General features: G+C 30.7%; 14 protein-coding genes. 3 read left to right on the forward strand and 11 right to left on the reverse strand.

What is annotated here, in order from left to right; translation table 11 throughout:
• Window positions 1-12: 12 nt before the first annotated feature.
• The 11 genes from BMZ09_RS16160 to BMZ09_RS06955 form a co-directional block, all read right to left on the reverse strand.
• Window positions 13-150, reverse strand: a complete 138-nt coding sequence (locus tag BMZ09_RS16160; RefSeq protein WP_177183513.1) for a hypothetical protein — start codon at window positions 148-150, stop codon at window positions 13-15.
• Between the two features lie 19 nt (window positions 151-169).
• Entirely contained in the window at window positions 170-343 is a 174-nt protein-coding gene (locus BMZ09_RS16165; RefSeq protein WP_177183514.1) for a hypothetical protein, read from the reverse strand.
• 188 nt (window positions 344-531) lie between these two features.
• Complete coding sequence (locus BMZ09_RS06885; protein ID WP_090838839.1) at window positions 532-1,860, reverse strand: sigma-54-dependent transcriptional regulator; 1,329 nt, start codon at window positions 1,858-1,860, stop codon at window positions 532-534.
• Window positions 1,861-1,869: 9 nt separating this feature from the next.
• Window positions 1,870-2,958 (reverse strand): sensor histidine kinase, encoded by a 1,089-nt coding sequence (locus BMZ09_RS06890; RefSeq protein WP_090838841.1) that lies wholly within the window; start codon window positions 2,956-2,958, stop codon window positions 1,870-1,872.
• Window positions 2,959-3,157: 199 nt separating this feature from the next.
• Window positions 3,158-3,922 carry a hypothetical protein gene (locus tag BMZ09_RS06895; protein ID WP_090838843.1) on the reverse strand — a complete coding sequence of 255 codons (765 nt, stop codon included), beginning with the start codon at window positions 3,920-3,922 and terminating at the stop codon, window positions 3,158-3,160.
• A gap of 187 nt (window positions 3,923-4,109) precedes the next feature.
• Window positions 4,110-5,585: a hypothetical protein gene (locus BMZ09_RS06900; protein ID WP_245741095.1), complete on the reverse strand. Its 1,476-nt coding sequence runs from the start codon at window positions 5,583-5,585 to the stop codon at window positions 4,110-4,112.
• A 136-nt stretch (window positions 5,586-5,721) separates the two neighbouring features.
• Window positions 5,722-6,501, reverse strand: a complete 780-nt coding sequence (locus tag BMZ09_RS06905) for a PAS domain-containing protein (RefSeq protein WP_090838845.1) — start codon at window positions 6,499-6,501, stop codon at window positions 5,722-5,724.
• Window positions 6,488-6,904, reverse strand: coding sequence for a DUF7793 family protein (locus BMZ09_RS06910; RefSeq protein WP_090838847.1), 417 nt, complete (start codon window positions 6,902-6,904; stop codon window positions 6,488-6,490). Before BMZ09_RS06910 ends, BMZ09_RS06905 begins: the two co-directional genes overlap by 14 nt.
• Window position 6,905: 1 nt before the next feature.
• Window positions 6,906-7,319 (reverse strand): hypothetical protein, encoded by a 414-nt coding sequence (locus tag BMZ09_RS06915; protein ID WP_090838849.1) that lies wholly within the window; start codon window positions 7,317-7,319, stop codon window positions 6,906-6,908.
• Between the two features lie 184 nt (window positions 7,320-7,503).
• On the reverse strand, window positions 7,504-14,058 hold the full coding sequence (locus BMZ09_RS16325) for a PAS domain S-box protein (protein ID WP_245741097.1): 6,555 nt from the start codon (window positions 14,056-14,058) through the stop codon (window positions 7,504-7,506).
• A 1-nt stretch (window position 14,059) separates the two neighbouring features.
• Complete coding sequence (locus BMZ09_RS06955) at window positions 14,060-18,325, reverse strand: PAS domain S-box protein (protein WP_090838851.1); 4,266 nt, start codon at window positions 18,323-18,325, stop codon at window positions 14,060-14,062.
• A 483-nt stretch (window positions 18,326-18,808) separates the two neighbouring features.
• Between BMZ09_RS06955 and BMZ09_RS06960 the strand changes: the two genes are divergently transcribed.
• The 3 genes from BMZ09_RS06960 to BMZ09_RS06970 all read left to right on the forward strand — a co-directional run bounded on the left by BMZ09_RS06960 (window position 18,809) and on the right by BMZ09_RS06970 (window position 21,725).
• Window positions 18,809-20,497 carry a tetratricopeptide repeat-containing sensor histidine kinase gene (locus BMZ09_RS06960; RefSeq protein ID WP_090838853.1) on the forward strand — a complete coding sequence of 563 codons (1,689 nt, stop codon included), beginning with the start codon at window positions 18,809-18,811 and terminating at the stop codon, window positions 20,495-20,497.
• On the forward strand, window positions 20,497-21,216 hold the full coding sequence (locus tag BMZ09_RS06965) for a LytR/AlgR family response regulator transcription factor (protein WP_090838857.1): 720 nt from the start codon (window positions 20,497-20,499) through the stop codon (window positions 21,214-21,216). The genes BMZ09_RS06960 and BMZ09_RS06965 overlap by 1 nt, the downstream gene beginning before the upstream one ends.
• 104 nt (window positions 21,217-21,320) lie before the next feature.
• Window positions 21,321-21,725: a hypothetical protein gene (locus BMZ09_RS06970; RefSeq protein ID WP_090838859.1), complete on the forward strand. Its 405-nt coding sequence runs from the start codon at window positions 21,321-21,323 to the stop codon at window positions 21,723-21,725.
• Window positions 21,726-21,727 lie beyond the last annotated feature (2 nt).

Raw genomic sequence — 21,727 nt, forward strand, 5'->3', positions numbered from 1 at the left:
TGTTTGTTATTATTATTTGAAATAGCGATTGATTATTGATCTTTCGTAATATTTTTGTGAGATATATTTATCTCTAGCTTGGCTTCTATTAGATTTTTTATCTAACGCCTCTTTATTTCCAAAAACGGATGCTAATGTGTTAAAAATCATGAATTCTGTTATTAAATGTTTAAACTAAAACTAACTCTTGCTCTGGTTGTTTTACTTGCTCTGAAGTTAGTTGATTGGGTTGGCCTGAATTAAATGCATCAAACTCGCTACAAGACCAAACGTTATCTTTTTGGGCTGTTAACACACAATAATTGCGATGGATACAATCTGGACAAATATTAAAATGACTCATAGGTGTAAAATTTATAATCTATATACAAACCTATTGGCAATGCATGTGCCAAACGAAAAACGCAAACTATCACAAATGCAAAAACCCCTTTAAATAAAAGGGGTTAGATAATTTTAGAATATGAAAAAAGAAATTACAAGTGGTACAAAATTACCCAACTGAGTAAAAATGTACCGCTATAAAATAGTCTAATCTGATAATTTTTGACGAATAGTTTTTCTGTCAATTTGAAGAATCTCAGCAGCTTTGGTTTTATTGTTTCCTGTAGCTCTCAGCACTTTTTCTATGTATTGCTTTTCAATGACTTTTAATGGTTGCAAAGTGTCCGAAGCGTGTTGTAATGTATATTTTAAATGCTCAGGTAAATGCAACACCTCAACCGTTTTATCACTAAGTATAACTGCACGTTGGATAATATTTTCTAACTCTCTAATATTTCCTGGCCAATTGTAACGTTCTAATATTTTTAAAGCTTCAGGAGTTATTTTAACATAGCCATCCTTATACTCTACACCATATTTAAACAAAAACTTATCTACCAATAATTTAATATCGTCTTTACGAGCTCTTAAAGGTGCTACATCAATCTCTACGACTGTTAGTCTATAATACAAATCCTCTCTAAAGGTTTGCTTTTTAATCATATCACGTAAATCACTATTGGTCGCAGCTATAATACGTAAATCTACTTTTTCTGCTTTTGTAGACCCAACCTTTACCACTTCTTTTTCTTGCAAAACACGAAGTAATCTAGATTGCACTGTTAATGAAGCATTACCAATTTCGTCTAGAAAAATAGTCCCTCCATTTGCAGCTTGAAAAAAACCTTCACGATTAGTTTCTGCTCCTGTAAAAGCTCCCTTTATATACCCAAACAACTCTGCTTCTAATAGGTTTTCTGGTATACCACCGCAATTTACTGCAATAAATGGTGCTCTAGAAAATTTACCTTGATAATGAATGGCACGCGCAACTAGTTCTTTTCCTGTACCACTTTCGCCTTTAATAAAAACAGTGGCTTTATTGTTTTTAACACGTTCAATAATCTGAATTACAGTATTAATTTTATCGGAATGCCCTATAATTTCGCCGTAAGGCTTATCGTTATTAATTATTGAATTTGTAGGAGATTGCGCTACGCTATCTGAATTTACCAAACATTTATCCAACGCCATTTTAAGCTCGTCTTTAGTAAATGGTTTAGTCAAATAATCCACAACTCCTGATTTTATTGCAGCTAATGAGTCCTGAACCGATGGATATCCTGTAACTACCAATTTTGGCATTTTAGGATAGTGCTCAGACACAAATTTAATAAGCTCTGAACCGTCCAATTCGGGCATTTTTAAATCGGTAATTAATAAATCTATAGTCGAATCTCGTAAAATACTAACTGCTTCTTTAACAGAAACTGCTTTAAACACATGATAATTCCAAGATTGTAAGTGACGTTGTAATAACTCTAAGATATTTACATCGTCGTCAACTATAAGTATGTTTTCTTTACGTAATTGCATGAATAGCTATTATTTTGGGAGTGTAATAGTAAAAGTAACTCCTTTATTTTTATTGTTTTTTGCGGTAATTGTCCCTTTGTGCGATGCCACAATACCATGTACCACACTTAGTCCTAATCCGGAACCATCACCAATAGGTTTGGTAGTAAAAAAAGGCTGAAAAATTTTATCTAAATCTGCCGTATCAACACCTTTACCTTCGTCCTTAATTTTTAAAACAATTGCCTTTTTAGTGGTTTTAGCTTCAATTGTAACCAACCCTTGTTTTGGAGAAAAATAAATAGCATTAATTAATAAGTTGAAAATAATTTGAGTTAATTGTATTGGATCTGCCCGTAATAACAAGACCTCTTCTTCTATTTTAACAATGTACTTGACCTCTTCTTTTCTAAAAGTGGCATCTAATAAATTTATTGCATTTTTAATATTTGGCACTAAGTTAACTTCCTTCATTTCTTGTGGCATTTTGCAAGCAAAAAACATTAACTTTTTAACAACTTCTCTAGAAAATATAGCGTTTTTAATAATTTTATCTACATCCTGAGACGCTTTTATATCTGTTTTTAAATCCTCTTTAAACAGCTCCGCAAAGCCTAAAATATTAGCTAATGGTGTATTTAGCTCATGTGCTATGCCTGCGGTGATTTCGCCTAAAATACTTAAACGATCTGCGTGTTCCATTTGACGTTTAAGAGAGGTTTCATTTTTCTGAATTTCGATACGTTCTAGAAAACTGCCTATTTTAAGTGCTATATTATCTAATAGTAATTGTTCTTCGTTTAAAAAATCGTTTTGAGAGCATTGTGCTTCATTTAAAAAAGCTATTAATGTCCCTTTGTCTTCATTAAACAATTTTATTTTAGACTGAATACTTATGCTGCTTTTAACGTCATTACACGTTGCTATGCTTAACGAAGAAGCATTAATCTGAATGTCTGTTTTTTTAGGATATTGGAATCCTTTTTTGATACTAAACACAATTGCCTGTAAAGTATCTTCGATTAACTCTTCGTTAGCATTACCTATTATTGAAGACACCTCATACAAACAGGTTAACTCCTTAATACGCTCTTTTAATGCTTTTTGGGTGGTATTCATTTCTAAATTTATTTAGAGCCTCTCTAAGAGGTTTACAACAACTATCTAAAAGTATAATAATCTGTGTATTTGACATACTATTTTAACTTTTTAACTAGACTTGCATTGGGCCTAAAAAAAATACGAACAAAAAAAAGGTCCAATCTTATATATTTAAGATTAGACCTTGATAGGAAAGTATAGTATTTAAAATTGCTTTTTATTTAATATACTGTTTCAATATTTTTTTAAGTAACGTAGTATCTTCAGCTGTATTACGTACTAATTTACCCTTGTTTTCCGTTTCAAATAAAGCGTAATCAATTGTAATTAAATTGATATCCTTTTTTGCTAACATCTCTTTTCTTCTGTGATTGTACTTTTCTATTTGCTGACCTCTAGTAATACCACTTACAGTCAACTCTTCTAGTTTTGCTAATTGTGCCTCCGTTTTGTGTTTCTTTTCAGCAAATTCAATAACTAAATTAGCTTCTTCATAAAACGCTGCTACCGGTAATAATGTTCTTGTTTTACCTTTTTTATGCATGTCTCCAAATAACCAAGAAAACGTGTGCTTACGTGATGCACCTTCCTTTAAAATCTCATCACACAAATTAACGATATAAAACTCGTCTGTACTTTCTCTTTTTGCTTTTGCTGTATCTTTTTTAGACACTTGAGTTATAGCTTCGTTTTTAGGAAACTTAGCACCTGCTCTTACAAAATACCAATACACTGCTGTATCTGTTCTTTCTGGATGTAATAACGGAATAGTGTCTAAAGCATTTTCTTTATCTAAAGCACGTAATACTTTACGAAGTGGTAATCCCTTTTTCTGATCCTTTACAAAAACACCTGCTGCGACAAGATCTGACATGATCTGTTTTGCTGGTATCCAATCTGTATCTGTATGTGTGTTAAAGTAATCTTCTACTACCTTATTTATTTGTGCTACTCTGTCTTCGTTATTACGACTTCTATCCATGATTGTAATTTATTATATTATTTGTCTTAACTACAAATAAAACGCTGCAAGATAAGCCAATATTTTTTTGAAATAATTATACTGCTTATTAAATTGACTATTAATTGCTATAATTTTAAAAACCTCCTATTTAATTACTAAATAGAAGGTTTTACCTTTACTAAACAAAACAAAAAAATGCTATTAATTATTTGATATTAAGGTTTAATGAGAATACTGCAAGATTAGTGGATATTACACTATTTGATAACCGCTGTGTCCAAATCTCTATATAATCTCCAGGTGCAAGCTCCACAGTTCCTGAAATGGCATTACTAGTAACATCTAACAAATCATTTACACGCATTACAGTATTGGTTTCTACCAATGTATTAGTTCCGTTTTTTTTGATATAAAAAGCATAAAAATTACCCACACTTGTTAACCCCCTCGCAGATACGGTTGCGTTAATTTGAAATGTTCTAGTTTTTTTTCCTAAATAAGTTAATCTATTATTTTGAGGAGAAGACATTCTAAGTAAGTTTACAGCAGTTGTCGTATTTGTACCACTGTTTCCTGTTAAATTACGATCCGTTCCTGAACCACTGCTAAATGTTTGAGCAAAACCTGATGTTAATGCCCCATTATAATAAATATTCCCTGAAGCCACTTGGTCTGATTCCACTGGTATACCAGGACAATCTACCGTCCACGAATTATCAAAATTATAGCCCACATAAGATCCTGAAGAGTATCTTTTTACATACTGCGTGCTGGAGCCACTAAAACTAGCAGCTGTTAATACACCATTTTCCACAACGGGATTACTACTTACGTCTATACCTATAGCAGAACCATCTACTTGAGAAAACCCGCCTTGCTTTTCTAGAATACCAAAAGACCCTGTGAAAGTCTCATAAGTACCAGAATTTGTTGACAACCATCCCATATTACTCAACAATAATTCATCAATATTATTATATGTAATACCAGTTGTGTTTCCTGAAAATTGAACAATACTTAAAAAAGCTAACCCAAACCCTTGAATAGTACCAACTGAAGCTGAATTTGCCACTACAGCATCTCTAAAAACAAGATTATCAGAACTAGATCCTGATAAATTAAAAATGGTCCCTCCGGGAGCTGTTAACGTTAGGCCTTTAATACTTCCTCCTGAAGTACCTACAAACATAGTTCCTCCTGTTTTTACTAAAATATCCTCGTTGGTATCTAAACCAATAATGTAGGCGTTATTTAAATTGATAGATTGTGTTAGCAGAATTGTTCCATTTATTTCATACAAAGTATTTGAAGACAATAAATATTCGCTTCCACCTCCATTAGACAGTTCCTCGCTTAAATCCGCAGCAGACTTAATTAACTTATGATTATTACGCTTCTCAAAATCCATTCTAGTCCAAACGCTTACTTTATAATAATAAAAGGCACTTTCTGTTGTATCATATACCAATAAGCCATCTGCAGGAGTTGCAATAGCAATTCTTTCGGTTGAAGTCATTCTGGGCGTTAACAAGCCTTTGTCTGTTGACGTAACATCTAATATAGAAGAGCTATTGGGAGATGTTGTTCCAATACCTACTTGAGCAAGTGAGGAATAGTTACAACACAAAAAAAGTAATAGCAATAGTGTTTTTAACGGTAGTTTAATGTAAGATTGTCTCATTATTAGTGGCTTAAGTTTTTTATGAATTAAATAGCGATTTGAAATAAAATAATACTAGGTTGAAGAGGGGGCTAGCTATTATATGTTTCTTTATTTTCGTAAAACAACTTAGTTCTAATGGATTAATTAGGACATTTTATTCTTCTTCAGAACATTCTATCATTATATTTTTTACTATTTCTTGAATGGTTATTGTGGCAGAAAACATACCGCCTAATTCATTAAAAATTGGAGCCACAGTTACTTTGTAAAAACGCTTTTTACTTTTTCTATCAAATTTGTAGGTTTCAAACTGATTGATGTTTTTAGTAGAAAACGCAAAGTCTATATTTTTTTTAAAGAAATCAAATGTTGGTAACTCTACATGATCATACAAATACGTTCCTAATAATTCTGCTCTAGAAATACTACAAAAGCTTTTGTTTACATTTAAAATTTTACCGTGTTTTGTAATTATAAACACGTTGTATGGCAGGCTTTCTAAAAAGCTTTCAGTTTCTGTTTTAATCTCCAAAAGGTCGTCTTTTTGCTTATGTAACTTAGTTACATCATTATACAAGGCTAAATATTTAGTGTTTTTATCTATATCATTTTCTATAGGAATAATGGTAGTATCTAAGTACACAACACTACCATCATGCAATGTTTCGCTTAAAATACCATTCCATTGTTGCCCCATTTTAATGGTCCTCCAAAGGGCTTTATAAATTGCTCCAGTGTGCAAACGCGATCTTAATAACTCATGAGTTTCTCCTATAACTCTAAAACTTCTACATTTTAAAACATCGCAGTATTTATCAGTCGCAAATTCTACACGCCCTAAAGCATCTGTAATTGTGATAATAGAATTATCATTAATTAGCGATATAACTTCATCGTTTAAATTATGTGGTAAAAAATATTTAACAGCTTCCATGAAATTCGTTTTTAGTTTCTAAACAATATTGCTCTGCCAATCCCAAATCAGAAAAAACATGATAGGGTGTAATGGGATCGTAAAGTCTTTTATAAGATGCTATTAATAGTTTGGTGCCTATAGAGTTGACAATAAATGCTTGGGAGATTCTTAACTTTTCTAGTATAGGAGATTTTGCAATAAAACTAGCTGCTTCCGTGGAGAACGTCCCGCGAAAACCTCTAAGATCTATAATAAAAGGCATTGGTTTTCCGTCGCATAATTTAACCATGACGTCTATGTACTTTTTTGCTGTATTTAAATCTAGATTATGAAAGGCATCATCATCACTAAATTGAAAAAACACAGATTTATTATACTCTTTCCAAAACTTGGCGTGTCCTATTGTTATAATATTTGACATATTAATTTAGGGAGTTATAAGTTCTGGTATCATTAATACAAAACTTAACTGCAGATTTAGAATTTTTAAAAATTAAATCAGGAGCTCCTGGGTTACATAAAAAGCTTTGTATATTTAAACTAATTTGAGAAGGTAAAGAGTGTACTAAAAAAGTTTTAGAAAGCACTAAAGATTTAATTAACGTATTATTAGACAAAAACTTAAAAACCTTAATCGCGTTTGTAAAGTTAAGATCTTCCATATCAAATAAGATAGGCATGTGCACATCCCCTGATAGTTTAAATATCTGATTTAAAAATATATTCTCTAAATCGTCTATTTCTTTTGTTCCATCAAAATTGTTAAATATCTTGCAATGGATAATCTCCTTATCCACCCAAAATTTAAAATTATTTACTAGCCTTTCGTTCTCCATAACTATTTATTTGAAAAACATAATCCAATAGGGATGCCACAAATAAAAAGGAAACAAAAATAAATCATAAAACACTGGTTACTAGTTATTTATAATTTATTTGGTTTTTTTTAATAAAATTATAAGCGTCGGTATACCGTTAAATTTTTAAGCAAAAACACCAAAGTCACGGTATACCGTTATTTTAATCAGGCTTTTTAATACCTAATTTATTCATTTTATCGCGTAAGGTACTAGGTTTTAGTCCCAACACACTAGAAGCGCCCTTTGCACCACTAATTTTCCATTGGCTTTCTTCTAAGACTTGAAGTATATGATTACGCATAACAGTATCCATAGTAAGATCTAAAGTATTAATACGTTGCTTTGTTTTTTGGTTTGTAGTTTCAAAACCAGGAATACTTAAAGTATCACTGTTAGAAAGTATTGATGCTCTTTCAATTAGGTTTTCAAGTTCCCTTATATTTCCTGGCCAATTGTAAGCTCTTAACTTACTCATAGCCTCATCCGGAATAAACTTTATATTCTTTTCGTAAGCTTTATTAAATTTATCTACAAAATGCTCTACCAATAAAGGTATATCATCCTTACGTTTACGTAAAGGAGGTACATCTATTGGAAAGACATTAAGCCTAAAGTATAAATCTTCTCTAAATTGTTTTTTCTGAATCTCTTCTACCAAATTTCTGTTAGTTGCTGCAATAACTCTAGCATCAATCTTTTTGGATACAGCGCCACCAACGACTTCAATTTCTCCTTCTTGCAAGAATCTTAGAATTTTTGGTTGCATATCTAAAGGCAACTCACCTATTTCGTCTAGAAATAAAGTTCCACCATCTGCTAATTCAAATTTTCCTACTTTATCGCTAAACGCGCCTGTAAAAGACCCTTTTTTGTGACCAAAAAGCTCACTTTCTATCAACTCTCTTGGTATAGCAGAACAATTGACTTTAATTAATGGTTTCTTATTTCTTGTACTTGTATTATGTATTGCTCTTGCTAACAACTCTTTACCCGTACCAGACTCTCCTTGTAGTAAAACAGTCGCTTTGGTTGGTGCTACTTTTTCAATTTCGTTTAAAACATTACTAAACTCTACACTACCATATACCATTTCTTCATAGTTAAATACTAAATCTAACTCGTTTCTTAAGTATACATTTTCTTGTTCTAATTGATTACGTAAAGTAGTCAACTCCTTGTTAGCTTCTATCAATTGTTTATTAGCTTTTGCTATTCTATTTTCCGCTATAGTACGCTCTTTGCTTTCTACTAGTAATGACACTATACTTGCTATAGATGTTGCAAAGCTTTCATCTTCATTTGAAAAAACTCTTTTTGGCATTGTACTTTCAAAGCTAATAATACCATAATTATCATGCCTTCCATAAATAACCACATCAATTCTTGAGGATATATTGTACGGTATAAAGAACTCCTCAGAAAACGATTTTGTTATCGGATCGTTAACAACATCCGAAATATTAATACTGTTTTTGTTTTCAAATACACTAAAGTAATTAGGAAAATTAACCTGCTTTATTGTTAGTTGTTCTTTCTGAAACTCTTGATTAAGTCCATTATAAAAAAGTTTGCTTAGCAATTCTGTTTTTCCTTTTTTATACTTCCAAATAGTCACTAAATCTACATCTAATGCCTGAGCTGATGTTTCTGCTATTTTTTGCAACGACAAGTCAAAGTCTTCTCCAATAAGACTTGCCAATTGTATAATAATATTTTTTCGTTGATCGGATCTTATTATATTTTCTCTTAAAATATTTTCTGCTTTTACCCTTAAAGAAATATCTGTTATGGTGGTGAAATACGCTTCTATCTCTCCGTCTTTATTTTTAATTACTGAGTCTGAAAACGAAGCGGGAAAACGTTCGCCATTCTTACGCATTAAAATAAATCTTTTATTAGACCCAAAACTTTCTATTGGGTTATTAAAAGCATTATATATATTCTCATACTCTTCTGGAGGCCAATATGGAAAAGGCGCTTTAATACCTAGTAATTCGTCTTCAGTAAACCCAGTCATATTACACAAAGCTGCATTTACTTTTATATGCACACCGTCAAGGTCTACAACAGATAACCCATCATGAAGGGACGTAATTAACTCTTCAGAAAATTCTTTTTCTAATTTTAGATTACTTTCCGCCACTTTACGCTCTGTACTTTCTAAAATTAAAGAAACAATACTAGCTATAGATGTCGCAAATTCTTGATCTTCTGGTGCCCATTTTTTTAATGGTAATCCAACATTTTCAAAACAGATTACACCATAATACCCATTAGCACTATTAATAAAAACATCCATAATTGATGTAACATTATTAGGCATTAAATAGTCCTTATTCATTGATTTTGTGATGGCGTCCTTTTGCGCATCTGACACCAATATAGCGTGATTTTTAGATAATGTTTTAAAATACTTAGGATTATCTTTATAAGACATTGAGCATCCTGATTGATAACTATTACTTGCTAAAGTATACAGTTTTTGACAAGTCAACTGGTCCTTACCGTTATTAAAACTCCAAACGCTAACTCTTTCTATATTTAAAGTTTTGGCTGATAATTCGGTTATTTTATTTAGTGATGTATTAAAGTCCTGACCTACTAGATTAGCTAATTGTAAAATGACTTCCTTTTTTTGCGTCGATTTTATTGCTATTTCCTTTAAAGTTTCTTTTAGTTTTTCGTCCTCAGACACATCCTTTACAGAAGCAAATATGGCAATAACCTCATCATTATCATTTCTAATTAGACCCGCCAAAAATGATGCTATAAACTTACTTCCATTTTTTCTAACAAATTCTAATTGAAAGGACGGTGCTTTACCCTGTGCAACCAAATCCTTAATCTCCATCATCTTTTCGTAGTCCTTCTCTTGAGCAAAAGGATAAGGTAATTCCATACCTATAAGCTCGTCATTAGAATATCCCACCATATTACAGTAAGACTCATTCACTCTAATAATAGTCCCCTCCAAATCAACCATAAGCAAGCCTTCTTGCATGGACATTACTAAGCTTTCTGTAAACTCGTTTACAATTTTTAATTCAATCTCTGCTTTTTTACGTTCGGTAATATCTTGAATCGTCCCTACAAAACTGACTGCAACACCATTGTCATATACGATTTCGCCTAGACCATGTATCCACTTTAATTCTTTATTATTTTTTGTATAAACCCTATATTCTAAATCAAATTTTTGTTTTAATAATTGACTTTGTATAACCGCTTCCTTTATTAATACTCTGTCATCGGGATGCACTATGGACTTCCACAATTCAAAATTAATTTCAGCATCATAATCAATACCTAATATATCATTAAAAGTATCGGATGTTTCTCCAAGTAATGTTTTTATAAATAACTTAAAACTTCCTGTTTTTGCTATCTTCTGAGCTTCTTGTAAAGCTTTTGCGCTTTCTTGAATTTTAATTTCGGATAGCTTACGTTGGGTAACATCTTGCATGGTCCCGATTATTTTCACAGCTCTCCCCTCACTGTCATAAACAAGCTCTCCAATACCATGGACCCACACCTCTTGCTTGGTATCTAATCTTAGTATCCTGTATTCTTTATTAAATTTAATGTTGTTTTTTATGCCTTCTTCAATATAAGTCAGCATGCCTTCTCTATCTTCCGGATGAATAAGACGCCCCCATCCCTCCATGGTTTTTGGGTGTTTTTTATGAATACCAAACAATCTTCCTAGAATGGCAGACCCTTTCCAAGTCATTGTATTTAAATCCACAGTGTAAGACCCAATGTTTGCAACTATCTGTGACTGTCTTAGGTTATACTCACTTTCTTGAAGTTTTAATTCTGACTGTTTACGACTTGTAATGTCCTGTATTGTTCCTATAAAACTAACAGGTTTATCATGGTTATAAATAACTTCGCCTAAACCATGAATCCATTTTAACTCCTTTTTGTCTTTAGTAAGTATTCTATATTCCAAATCAAATTTATGATCACTTTTCTGACTATTAATTAAAGCCTCTTTAATTATTAATCGGTCTTCAGGATGCACTATAGATTGCCATAATTTAAAATCTACGGGCTTGTCATACGGTATACCAATTATATCATTAAACGTATTAGAATTTTCTGAAACTAAATTTTTTAGATCCAAGTTAAAACTTCCTATTTTAGCTATTTTTTGCGCTAAACGTAATGACCTTTCACTTTCTTGGATTAAAATTTCAGACTCTTTTCTGCTTGTTATATCTTGGATTGTCCCTATTAACTTAACAGGATTAGCTTCATTATCAAAAAGTAATTCGCCGACACCCAACACCCAAATATTTTTATTATCAATTGCTCTAACAACCCTATATTCTCTGCTAAACTTCTTGTTATTTTTAACACAATATTCAAAATAGTCTAACAATTCTGCTCTTTCTTCTATGTGAATTAAATCGCCCCAGCTTTGTACTGTTTTAACATAAGACTTATCAATACCTAAAATATTATCTAAAACATCAGAGCTAGTCCAAGTCATAGTATCTAACTCTACAGCATAAGACCCAATGTTACCCACAATCTGTGACTGTCTTAAAATATACTCGCTTTCAAAAAGTTTTATTTCTGCTTTTTTACGGTCGTTAATATCTTGAGTGGTTCCAATTACTTTAAAGGGCACTCCTAAACTATCCAAGACTAATTCTCCAAAACCATGTACCCACACAATTTTATTATTGTCTTTTCTAATAATCCTATACTCTTTATTAAAACGTTCACCTTTGACTAACACATTATGTTCAAAGTGATTTAAAACTTCATCTTTATCTTCAGGATGAATAATACTTACCCAATCATCAACAATTTTAATTTTTTGATTTTTAAATCCATAAATATCATCTAAGACTTTTGAGCATTTCCAGGTTTTAGAAACCATATCAAACGAAAAAGTCCCAATATTAGCTACTGCTTGCGATTGTCTTAAATTATATTCGCTTTCTTGAAGTTTTACCTCTGCCTTTTTACGCTCTGTAATATCTTGCGTAGTTCCAATTATTTTTACTGGATTTGTATTACTATCAAAAAGCAACTCACCAATAGCATGTACCCAGATTTCTTTTTTTGAATTAATTTTTATTGCCTTGTATTCGATATCTAATTTTTTTCTATTCTGAATACAATTCTCAAAATGTTCTAATATTTCTTCTCTTTGATCTGGATGAATAATTTTACCCCAACCAGCTTTGTTTCTAATATAACGTTGATCAATTCCAAAAATATCGTCTAAAACGGGAGAACTTTCCCATGAATCCGATTCTAAATCAATAGTAAAACTGCCTATATTAGCTACTATTTGAGACTGCCTAAGGTTATGCTCACTCTCTAAAAGTCTTATTTCTGCCTTTTTACGTTCTGTAATATCTCTGGCAATTGACAGAATTCTGTTTTCTTTTTCTCTTTTTGCTGAAACTTCAATATTAAGTATGGTCCCATCCTTACAAATTAGTTTTTTCTCAAAAATAACAGAGACACCAGACATTAGCCTATCATAGTGTTCAGTACTTTCTATAATGGGGCCAACAACAATATCTTTTAATTGTAATTTTGAAAACTCTTTTAGCGTGTAACCTAACTTTGTGTATGTTGCCTTATTAAAACTATGTATCTTACCATCAAACGAATACGTCAAAATAGCATCACTTGCATGATTGACAAGTGTTTTATACGACTCGTCTCTTTTCTTAATCTCGGCCATAATATTAAATTTTACAATGGCTATTTTGGCAAGATTAACTGCTGAATTTAACTCCTTAATATTACCTAAAGTAGGTGTTTTAATTGCACTACTATATATAGCAAAAGTCCCTAATACTTTGTTTTTTTCTGAAAGTATTGGAATAGACCAGCACGATTTTAAATTATACTTTAAAGCTAAATCCTTATAATCCACCCAAAGTTCATGGTTGCTTATATCAGAAACAATTATTGGTTTTTTTGTAAAGGCTGCAGTGCCGCAAGACCCCACTTTTTCTCCAATAGCAATTCGCTTTATAGCATTAGTGTAAGCCTTAGGTAAACTTGATCCAGAGATAAAATTTAAATGAATTCCATCAGCATCTAATAAACTAATCGAGACATAAAAATCTGGACGACTAGCTTCATAATTGTTAATTATGTGGTCAAACACCTTCTTAATAGGTTTGTTATTGGCTATTAGCTCTAATATTGCGTTTTCATTAATTAGTTTTTGTTCTACTTTTTCACGTTCAAAAATTTCTTTTTCTAAATCTTGATTTTTTTGTTCTAGTTTACTAATTAAACGTTTGCTGTATAGCTTTAAAACTTCTTGCTCCGTAAATTTTTCTTTAGGTTTTAAAACAACTGTTGTAGACTCTGGTTTTAATAAAATTTGGACTAAGTCTAAAATTTTATCTGGGTCTGTTGGTTTTCTTAAAAAATGAGCAGCACCCAATTTTAATGCAAAATCTTCGTCGGTCTTCTCTGTATATGTAGATGTGTAAAACACAAAAGGAATGGCTTCAAAACGTTTGTCTTTTTTACAAGCTTGACAAAACATATAACCATCCATAACTGGCATTAAAATATCAGAAACAATAAGATCAACAGTATTATCTTCTAATTTATCAAGCGCTTCTTTACCGTCATTAGCCTCAATAACCGTATACCCTTCTTTTTCTAATAACACCCTAAGAAGATATAGGTTTTCAAAAATATCATCTACTATTAATATTGTCTTCATATTATTTATTATTAGGATATGATAATGGTAATTTAAATGTAAAATTACTTCCTTTTCCTATTTCACTTTGCACCTCAATAGTTCCTCCAAGCTTATTAATTAAACTTTTACAAATAGAAAGCCCTAGCCCTGTACCCTCGTGTTGTTTGTTTTTATCTGCTTTTATTTGAACAAAAGGTCTAAACAGTTTACTAAGATCTTTATTATCTATACCAATACCTTGATCTATAATTTGTGTAACTAATAGTTTATCTTTCACTTCTACCTTTATTACAATTGTGCCTTGACTTGAAAATTTAATAGCATTTGAAATCAAATTTAAAAGTATTTGTTCTACACGCCCTTCATCACTAACCAAAGTAATATCCATCTCGCTAATTTCTGTTCTAATATTGAGTCCTTTACTAGATATTTGAGGCGCTAAAAATGCTATTATTTTGTCTAAAGAAGCTAGATAATAAAAAGGACTAAATGACACTTTTAATTTACCAGCTTCAATTTTAGAAATATCTAAAATATCATTAATCAAACTTAATAGATGCTCGCCACTATTTTTAACCATTTTAATTTGCTTTTTCTGCTCATTATTTAATGGTCCTGCAATCTCTTTTAATAATAAACCTGTAAAACCAATTATGGAGTTCATAGGTGTTCTTAACTCATGTGACATGGTTGCTAAAAAGGCCGATTTCATTAAATCTGCAGATTGAGCTTTGACTTTTTCTTTTTCTAATTCCTCAGTTCTTAACGCTACTAATTGTTCTAAATTATTCCTGTATTTTTCTAATTCAAATTCTGCCTTTTTTCGTTCAGAAATATCCACCAATGTCCCTATGTAACCATATAAATTATTGTTAACATCATATAATCCACTTGTTTTAGCAGTAAGCCATAATGTTTCTCCTTTTTTATTTAATAACTTAAAATCTGAAATTAAATCTTTTCCTTGACTAATAGCTAATTTCCATTCTTCAACCACCCTATTTTGATCATCTGGGTGTATTGCATTTACCCAACCCGAACCTAAAGACTCATTAAAAGTTAACCCAGAATATTTTATCCATTCTTCATTAACATAATTACATAGCCCTTCTTTATCCGATTGATAAATTGCGACAGGCGCATTAGATGATAACCGTTTAAATAATTGCTCGCTATTTATTAATTTTTCTTCAGCGTCTTTACGCTCTGTTACGTCCTGTATCAAAGATAAAACCGTATCTACTTTTCCATCCGAAGATTGTAAAACAGAATTATACCATTGACAATAAATAACCTTTCCTTGTTTAGTGTTATTACGGTTAATTATTGTGTTACTTTTTACTTTACCCCTTCTTAACTCGTTAGAAATACTATCCGTTTTAGGTATATCTTCTTCATAAACCAAATTTAAATCAATCAATTGTTTTCCTAAAGCTTCAGATGCTTTCCATCCAAAGATGTTTTCGGCTTGTGCAGACCAACTAGATATTATAAAATCTTTATCCCATTCTACTATCGCCAATGGAGAATTATTTAAGTGTGTTGTCAAGCGTTGGTGCGCCATCCTAATTTCTTCGTCCGCTTTTTTAATTTCAGTAAGATCTCTTATTACCCCAATTATAAATTTATCACCATTACTATCAATAAATCGGGTTTTTTTACTAGAAAGAATTTTAACATTATTATTTAAACTAATAGTTTCTTCTGATATGCTCTCCACTCCAGTTAATAATACCTCTCTATCACTCTTCAAAGTCTTTTCTTCTACTTCTGAAGAAAAATTATCCGTCATTTTCTTCCCAATAATGTCTACCCTAGGAAGATTAAAATTTAAACAAAAGGCATCGTTTACAAGTATAAATTGACTTTTATCATCCTTTACAAACACAGGATCCCCGATAGTATTAATAATATTATTTAAATATTTTTGGCTACTAATAATTTGCTCTTCAGCTTCTTTACGTTCTGTTATATCCACTAGCATCCCAACATAACCATACAATTGATTATTTGTATCATACAAACCTGTAGTTTTTGCAGATAGATATGTTGACTTTCCTTTTTTATCAAGAAACCTATAATCTAATATAAACTCCTTTTTTGAGGCTACTGATTTTTCCCATTCTATCATTACGTAATCTCTATCTTCTGGATGTATTGCATTACACCATCCCGAATCTAGAGCTTCATTAAACGTTAACCCTGAATATTTCATCCATTCTTGATTAACATAATTGCAAGCACCATCTTGATCTGTTTGAAAAATAGCTACCGGAGCATTAGACGATAAACGCCTAAATAATTGTTCGCTTTTTATTAGTTTTTGTTCAGCTTCCTTTCTATCAGTAGTATCTAAAGCCATACCAATGTAACCATACAACTTATTTTGAGCATCATAAATCCCAACTGTTTTAACAGACACCCATGTGACCTTCTTGTTTTTGTGTAGAAACCTAAATTCAGTTTCAATCTCATTATCATCTGACAACATATATTTTTGCCATTCTACAAGAATCCTATCTTTATCATCGGGATGTACAGTATCTGCCCAACCATACCCCATAGCCTCTTCATAAGATAGTCCTGCATATTCTGACCATCTTTTGTTTACATAATTACAAGCACCCTCTGTATCCGTTTGAAATATTCCTGCAGGTGCCTTAGATGTTAAGCGTTTAAATAATTGCTCACTTTTAATTAATTTTTTCTCAGCTTCTTGGTTTTCAGATATATCTTTGGCTACAATACCCAAAGACAATGGTATATTAGTCTTTTCATCCTTAATTATAAACCCAGACATTTCTATTGGAAATAATTGTCCTGTTTTTAAATTTTTAAAGGTTGCTTTCCCATTCCATTCGCTTTTCCTATTAATTACTGTAGAATGCTCGTTTAATACTTTTTTACGTTTGTCGTCTGGAAAAACATGTGATATATTAAGAGGTAAATCGTCCTCTTGTTGCAACCCAATCATTTTTTTACCTTGTGCATTTAAATAAATAGGTTTACCTTCTAAAGTTGCTAAGCCAATAAAATCATTACTAGTCTCAATCAGAGATAAAAGCATTTGATTATTAGCATCTACCTTTTTTTGCTCTGAAATATCTCTTATTGTACCAATTATAAACTTATTACCTTCTTTATCTATAAATCTAGTTTTTTTTGTAGAAATGATTCGTTTTTCTTTTCCTTCTAGCTTAAAACTTTCTTCAGATAAATCCTCAACACCTGTTTCTAGTACTTTTTTATCAACTTCAATAAATTTTTCCCAATCAGCCGATGATAACCCTTCTGGTATTGATCGATCCAAAAGTTGGCTTCTAGAACGATTAAACATTTTACAAAATGCATTATTAACGATAATCATCTGACTCTTGTCGTTTTTTACAAAAACAGGATCTCCGATATTATTAATTATGTTTTCTAAATTTTGTTCACTTTTATCTAATAATGCTTCTGCATTTTTTAGAGCAGTGATGTCACTAAAATAAATGGATATTCCGTCTGGAGATGGGTATATTTTATTTTCAAACCATTGGTCAAATGGCGCATAATAGTCGTTAAAATAAATCGTTTCTTGAGTTTCAAAAGCCTTATGATAAGCCTTGTAAAAAGATTGTCCAACACCTTCAGGAAACTCAGTCCAAATATGTTTTCCTATTAAAGATTCTGGTTTCCTTCCTAAAAAACCTGCTGCTTTTTTATTAATATAAGTATAACACCAATTAGAATCTAGAGATACAAACCCGTCTGAAATATTATTTAAAGTATCATTTAACTTCCTGATAGTCCTTTTCTCGACTAACAAATCCAGATATTTTTTTCTGTAATTTAAAACAGAAAAAATTTCGTTATTGTTATTAGTTGTATTCTTAATTTTTTGAGCAATCTCCTCTTCTGCATCTTGAATAAACCCGATATAAGCGATTACTTTTTCATGAGCATCTAGTATACTAGCAAAAAAAACAGAAACGGGAAATCTAACCCCATTTTTATGCATATAAACTACCTGAAATTCTCGCTTTACATAACCACTAGATTGTTTTTCAAATAACGCTTTATAATCCTTTCTATATTCTGGAGGCCAAAATGGAAATGGTAAATCAGCGTTAAGCAATTCAGTTTTATCAAAACCTGTAATTTGACTTAAAGCAGTATTTACAAGAAGTATTTTTCCCTCAGTATTTGTTATTAGTAAACCATCCTGTAAGGACTCTATATAACTATCCGAAAAGCCATATAATTCTTGTAATTCTTTAATTAATATTTTTTCCAACTTACCCATAAAAATATATAGTTACTGCCCCTACATTGTCTTATAATATTTTTAATTATATCCAACAATTGTATATTTTATAAAAAACAAACGGTTTGATTGGAAAAAGATAATTCAATAAAATCAAAAAAGCGAATTAATTCTAAACATTACGATTAAAAACAACTTAGCCATAAACGTTAGAGCATATCGCCCTCCATTAACCTAAAAGAAAGCTGTTTCCTACAATAATAAATTAGTGAAAATTAAGAAAAAAAAACAAAAAATAAATAATACAAAAAGGCATTTACCTAATTTATGATAAAACACAAAAATATTTGTATTTGATTTAAGCTTGTAATAAAAATAGTTTAGATCACAGCTTAACAATATACTGTTTTTACTTATTTGTAGCGCCTTTAGTTTTTAGATAAAAGAAGAACACTCTGACAGACTTATTGTATAAAGATTATATTCGTAAATAATAAACGTGACACTAGCTTATTATAATAAATGAAACAAACCAACCTTATATTACTAATAGCAACATTTTTGATTTTTATTAATTGCGAAAAAAAACCGTCGCAAAGCCATAAAACGGATGAAGCATTTGTACTATTTATAAATGCCGAAACCTACGCTAAATCTGTAAAAAGAATAGATAGTATTGCTAAAAACGACATTCTATCAAATCACAACACAGGACTTTTATACTACGAAAAAGGAAAAGCACTTGGTCATTTAGAAAAAGATATTGAAGCGATTGCAAGCTTTAAAAAAGCGTTAGTTTCATTTATTAAAGAAGATAATAAAATTTTTATCGCAAAAACCAATATGCTTATTGGAGATTCTGAAGCTTTTCTTTCTAGAAACGATAATGCCCTAATTCATATTGAAAAAGCATTAAACATTTTTAGGACTATTAGTGACAAAACAGGAGAAGCAAAAGCACTTAATTCCTTAGGGCATATTGCTTTTCAGAATAACAATTTAGAGCAATCTATAACCTATGTAAAACAAGCTGCAACTATCCAATTACAAACCAATAACAAGGAAGAGTTATCTGCATCTTATAACAATATTGGCTTTATATTAGAACAATCAGACAGTTTAAAAATGGCTAAAGAGTACTACCAAAAAGCCATTGATATAAACAAAGACGTTAATCGTTTAAACTCAAGTCCACTCCGTAATTTGGGTTATGTGTTTTTCATGGAAAATCAGTACAAAAAATGTGATTCTTTATATTTAAAGGCTTTAAAAATTGAAGAAGAAGCAGGAAGATTATCACTTCAAAAAGAAATATATGGTGTTTTATTAGAAAGCGCAATTAAAAATGAAAATTTTAAAAATTCGACAAAATATATTACAAAAAAAGACTCCGTTAATGACTTATTAACCAAAGCTGAAAATATTGAAAAAATAAAACTAATAAAAGACCAATATAATCTTATTAATAAAGAAAAAGAGCTGAGTCAAGAGAAAAATAGTAATACTAAAAACAAAGTCATCTTTGCTGTTTTACTAGGTCTATTATTATTTTTAGTACTGTATATATTTCAAAAAAACAAGAACAGTAAATTAAAATTAAAACAAGAAAAACTCCTCTTAGAACAAAAGGTATTACAAACACAAATGAACCCGCATTTTATTTTTAATGCGTTAACTGCTATTCAAAAAACCATTTTTGATAACGACCCTATAAAATCGGCGTCTTACCTGTCCAAATTTGCTAAATTAATTAGACAAAATTTTGAGTTTGTAAGCAAGAAGGAGATTCATTTATCAGAAGATTTAGATGCCCTAAAAAACTATATAGAAACACAACAATTAAGGTTTGAAAACAAATTTGATTACAACATAACTATTGATAATAATATTGATGCTTCTTATATTAAAATACCACCAATGTTATTACAACCATTTGTTGAAAACGCAATAGAACACGGTTTAAAACCGAAATCTGAGAAAGGACTTTTAGAGATAAAAATCACAAAAGAAAACGACTTATTGCGCTTTAAAATTACAGATAATGGTGTTGGATTAAGCAAATCGCTTAAAGCAACAGATAGAGAGCACGCTATAGACATCTTTAAAAAACGCTTACATTTAAGAAAATTAGACGAAAGCAAATTATTTTCCATCCATTCAAATAAAAACAGTCCAGGTACAACAGTCACGTTTTATTTAAATTTAATTTAATGTTTAAAGTAGCTATAATAGACGACGAAAAAAATGTGAGAATAGTAATTAAAAAATTACTAAGCATCTTGTATTCTAATTGCGAGATAGTCGCAGAAATAGCATCTATAAAAGAGGCCAAACGCCTACTTCCGCAATTAAATCCCGATATTGTACTTCTGGATATTGAGTTGGAAGATGGTAATGCTTTTTCCTTACTAAAACAGTTACCTCAATTAGATTTTAAACTTATTTTTATTACCGCTTTTAATGCATATGCTATAAAGGCTTTTAAATTTAATGCATTAGATTATTTATTAAAACCTATTGATCCTTCTGAGTTACAACATGCGATTGACAAAGCACAAAAACACGTATCAAATGCTAAAGAACTAAAGCTGTTAATAGACAATATTGAAGAAGACAAAACGTCTCAAATTGTAATTAAAACCACCAATAAAATTCATTTTATCAACCTAATTGATATTTTGTATTGTCAAGCCGAAGGTGCCTACGCAAATATTATAACAAAAAAAGAATCTATTTTGGCGTCCAAAAATTTAAAGCATTTTGAAGACCTACTTTCAAGCCATGGTTTTATAAGACCTCATCAGTCCTATTTAGTTAACCAATTAGAAATAAATTTTATAAAAAACAACGCCTTAGTTTTAAAAAACAAAGTTGAAATCCCAATTTCAGTAAGGAAAAAAGCTGAAATTATTTTGTTGTTAGACTCCTAATTACAACGAATACAAAATTATTAGAGACGCTTATAAATTAACCTTTTGTTATTACTATTTACAATAGTATTTTTAATTAAAGTCGATTTATAACACGCTGAATAATGAACTTAATTTACTCTAAAAAAGAAAACCCAAAGCTCTATTTTACTATAGCTTTACTCCTCTTAGGGGTTTTCTTTACAGCTGCTTATGCTATAAACCAATACTTATGGCTTGTATTAGTGCCTATAACTTTTCTATTTACAAAAGGGCTTTATCTATTAAAACAAATAGAAACACCTGTTTTAAAACTAGACAATGAGGGATTAACTTTATTAAAAGAAAACCAATCAAACACCTTATATATCTACCAAGATATAGTTGAAATTAAGATGAATTCTAACTGGTCTAATGGATTTATCAGAACAAAAAATAGTTCTAAAAAAATTCCTCTAGATTCAATAGGCATACCTATCAAACAACAGAAAGAAATAGTCCAATTAATAAACAAGAAACTGGTTAAATAAGT

It is taken from the genome of Olleya namhaensis (assembly GCF_900114005.1).
In the GTDB taxonomy this organism is placed as follows: Bacteria; Bacteroidota; Bacteroidia; order Flavobacteriales; family Flavobacteriaceae; genus Olleya; species Olleya namhaensis.

Bases quoted from the DNA above. Each gene is read 5' to 3' on its own strand.
- BMZ09_RS16160 (WP_177183513.1), bottom strand. From the start codon at position 150: ATGATTTTTAACACATTAGCATCCGTTTTTGGAAATAAAGAGGCGTTA.
- BMZ09_RS16165 (WP_177183514.1), bottom strand. From the start codon at position 343: ATGAGTCATTTTAATATTTGTCCAGATTGTATCCATCGCAATTATTGT.
- BMZ09_RS06885 (WP_090838839.1), bottom strand. From the start codon at position 1,860: ATGCAATTACGTAAAGAAAACATACTTATAGTTGACGACGATGTAAAT.
- BMZ09_RS06890 (WP_090838841.1), bottom strand. From the start codon at position 2,958: ATGAATACCACCCAAAAAGCATTAAAAGAGCGTATTAAGGAGTTAACC.
- BMZ09_RS06895 (WP_090838843.1), bottom strand. From the start codon at position 3,922: ATGGATAGAAGTCGTAATAACGAAGACAGAGTAGCACAAATAAATAAG.
- BMZ09_RS06900 (WP_245741095.1), bottom strand. From the start codon at position 5,585: ATGAGACAATCTTACATTAAACTACCGTTAAAAACACTATTGCTATTA.
- BMZ09_RS06905 (WP_090838845.1), bottom strand. From the start codon at position 6,501: ATGGAAGCTGTTAAATATTTTTTACCACATAATTTAAACGATGAAGTT.
- BMZ09_RS06910 (WP_090838847.1), bottom strand. From the start codon at position 6,904: ATGTCAAATATTATAACAATAGGACACGCCAAGTTTTGGAAAGAGTAT.
- BMZ09_RS06915 (WP_090838849.1), bottom strand. From the start codon at position 7,319: ATGGAGAACGAAAGGCTAGTAAATAATTTTAAATTTTGGGTGGATAAG.
- BMZ09_RS16325 (WP_245741097.1), bottom strand. From the start codon at position 14,058: ATGAAGACAATATTAATAGTAGATGATATTTTTGAAAACCTATATCTT.
- BMZ09_RS06955 (WP_090838851.1), bottom strand. From the start codon at position 18,325: ATGGGTAAGTTGGAAAAAATATTAATTAAAGAATTACAAGAATTATAT.
- BMZ09_RS06960 (WP_090838853.1), top strand. From the start codon at position 18,809: ATGAAACAAACCAACCTTATATTACTAATAGCAACATTTTTGATTTTT.
- BMZ09_RS06965 (WP_090838857.1), top strand. From the start codon at position 20,497: ATGTTTAAAGTAGCTATAATAGACGACGAAAAAAATGTGAGAATAGTA.
- BMZ09_RS06970 (WP_090838859.1), top strand. From the start codon at position 21,321: ATGAACTTAATTTACTCTAAAAAAGAAAACCCAAAGCTCTATTTTACT.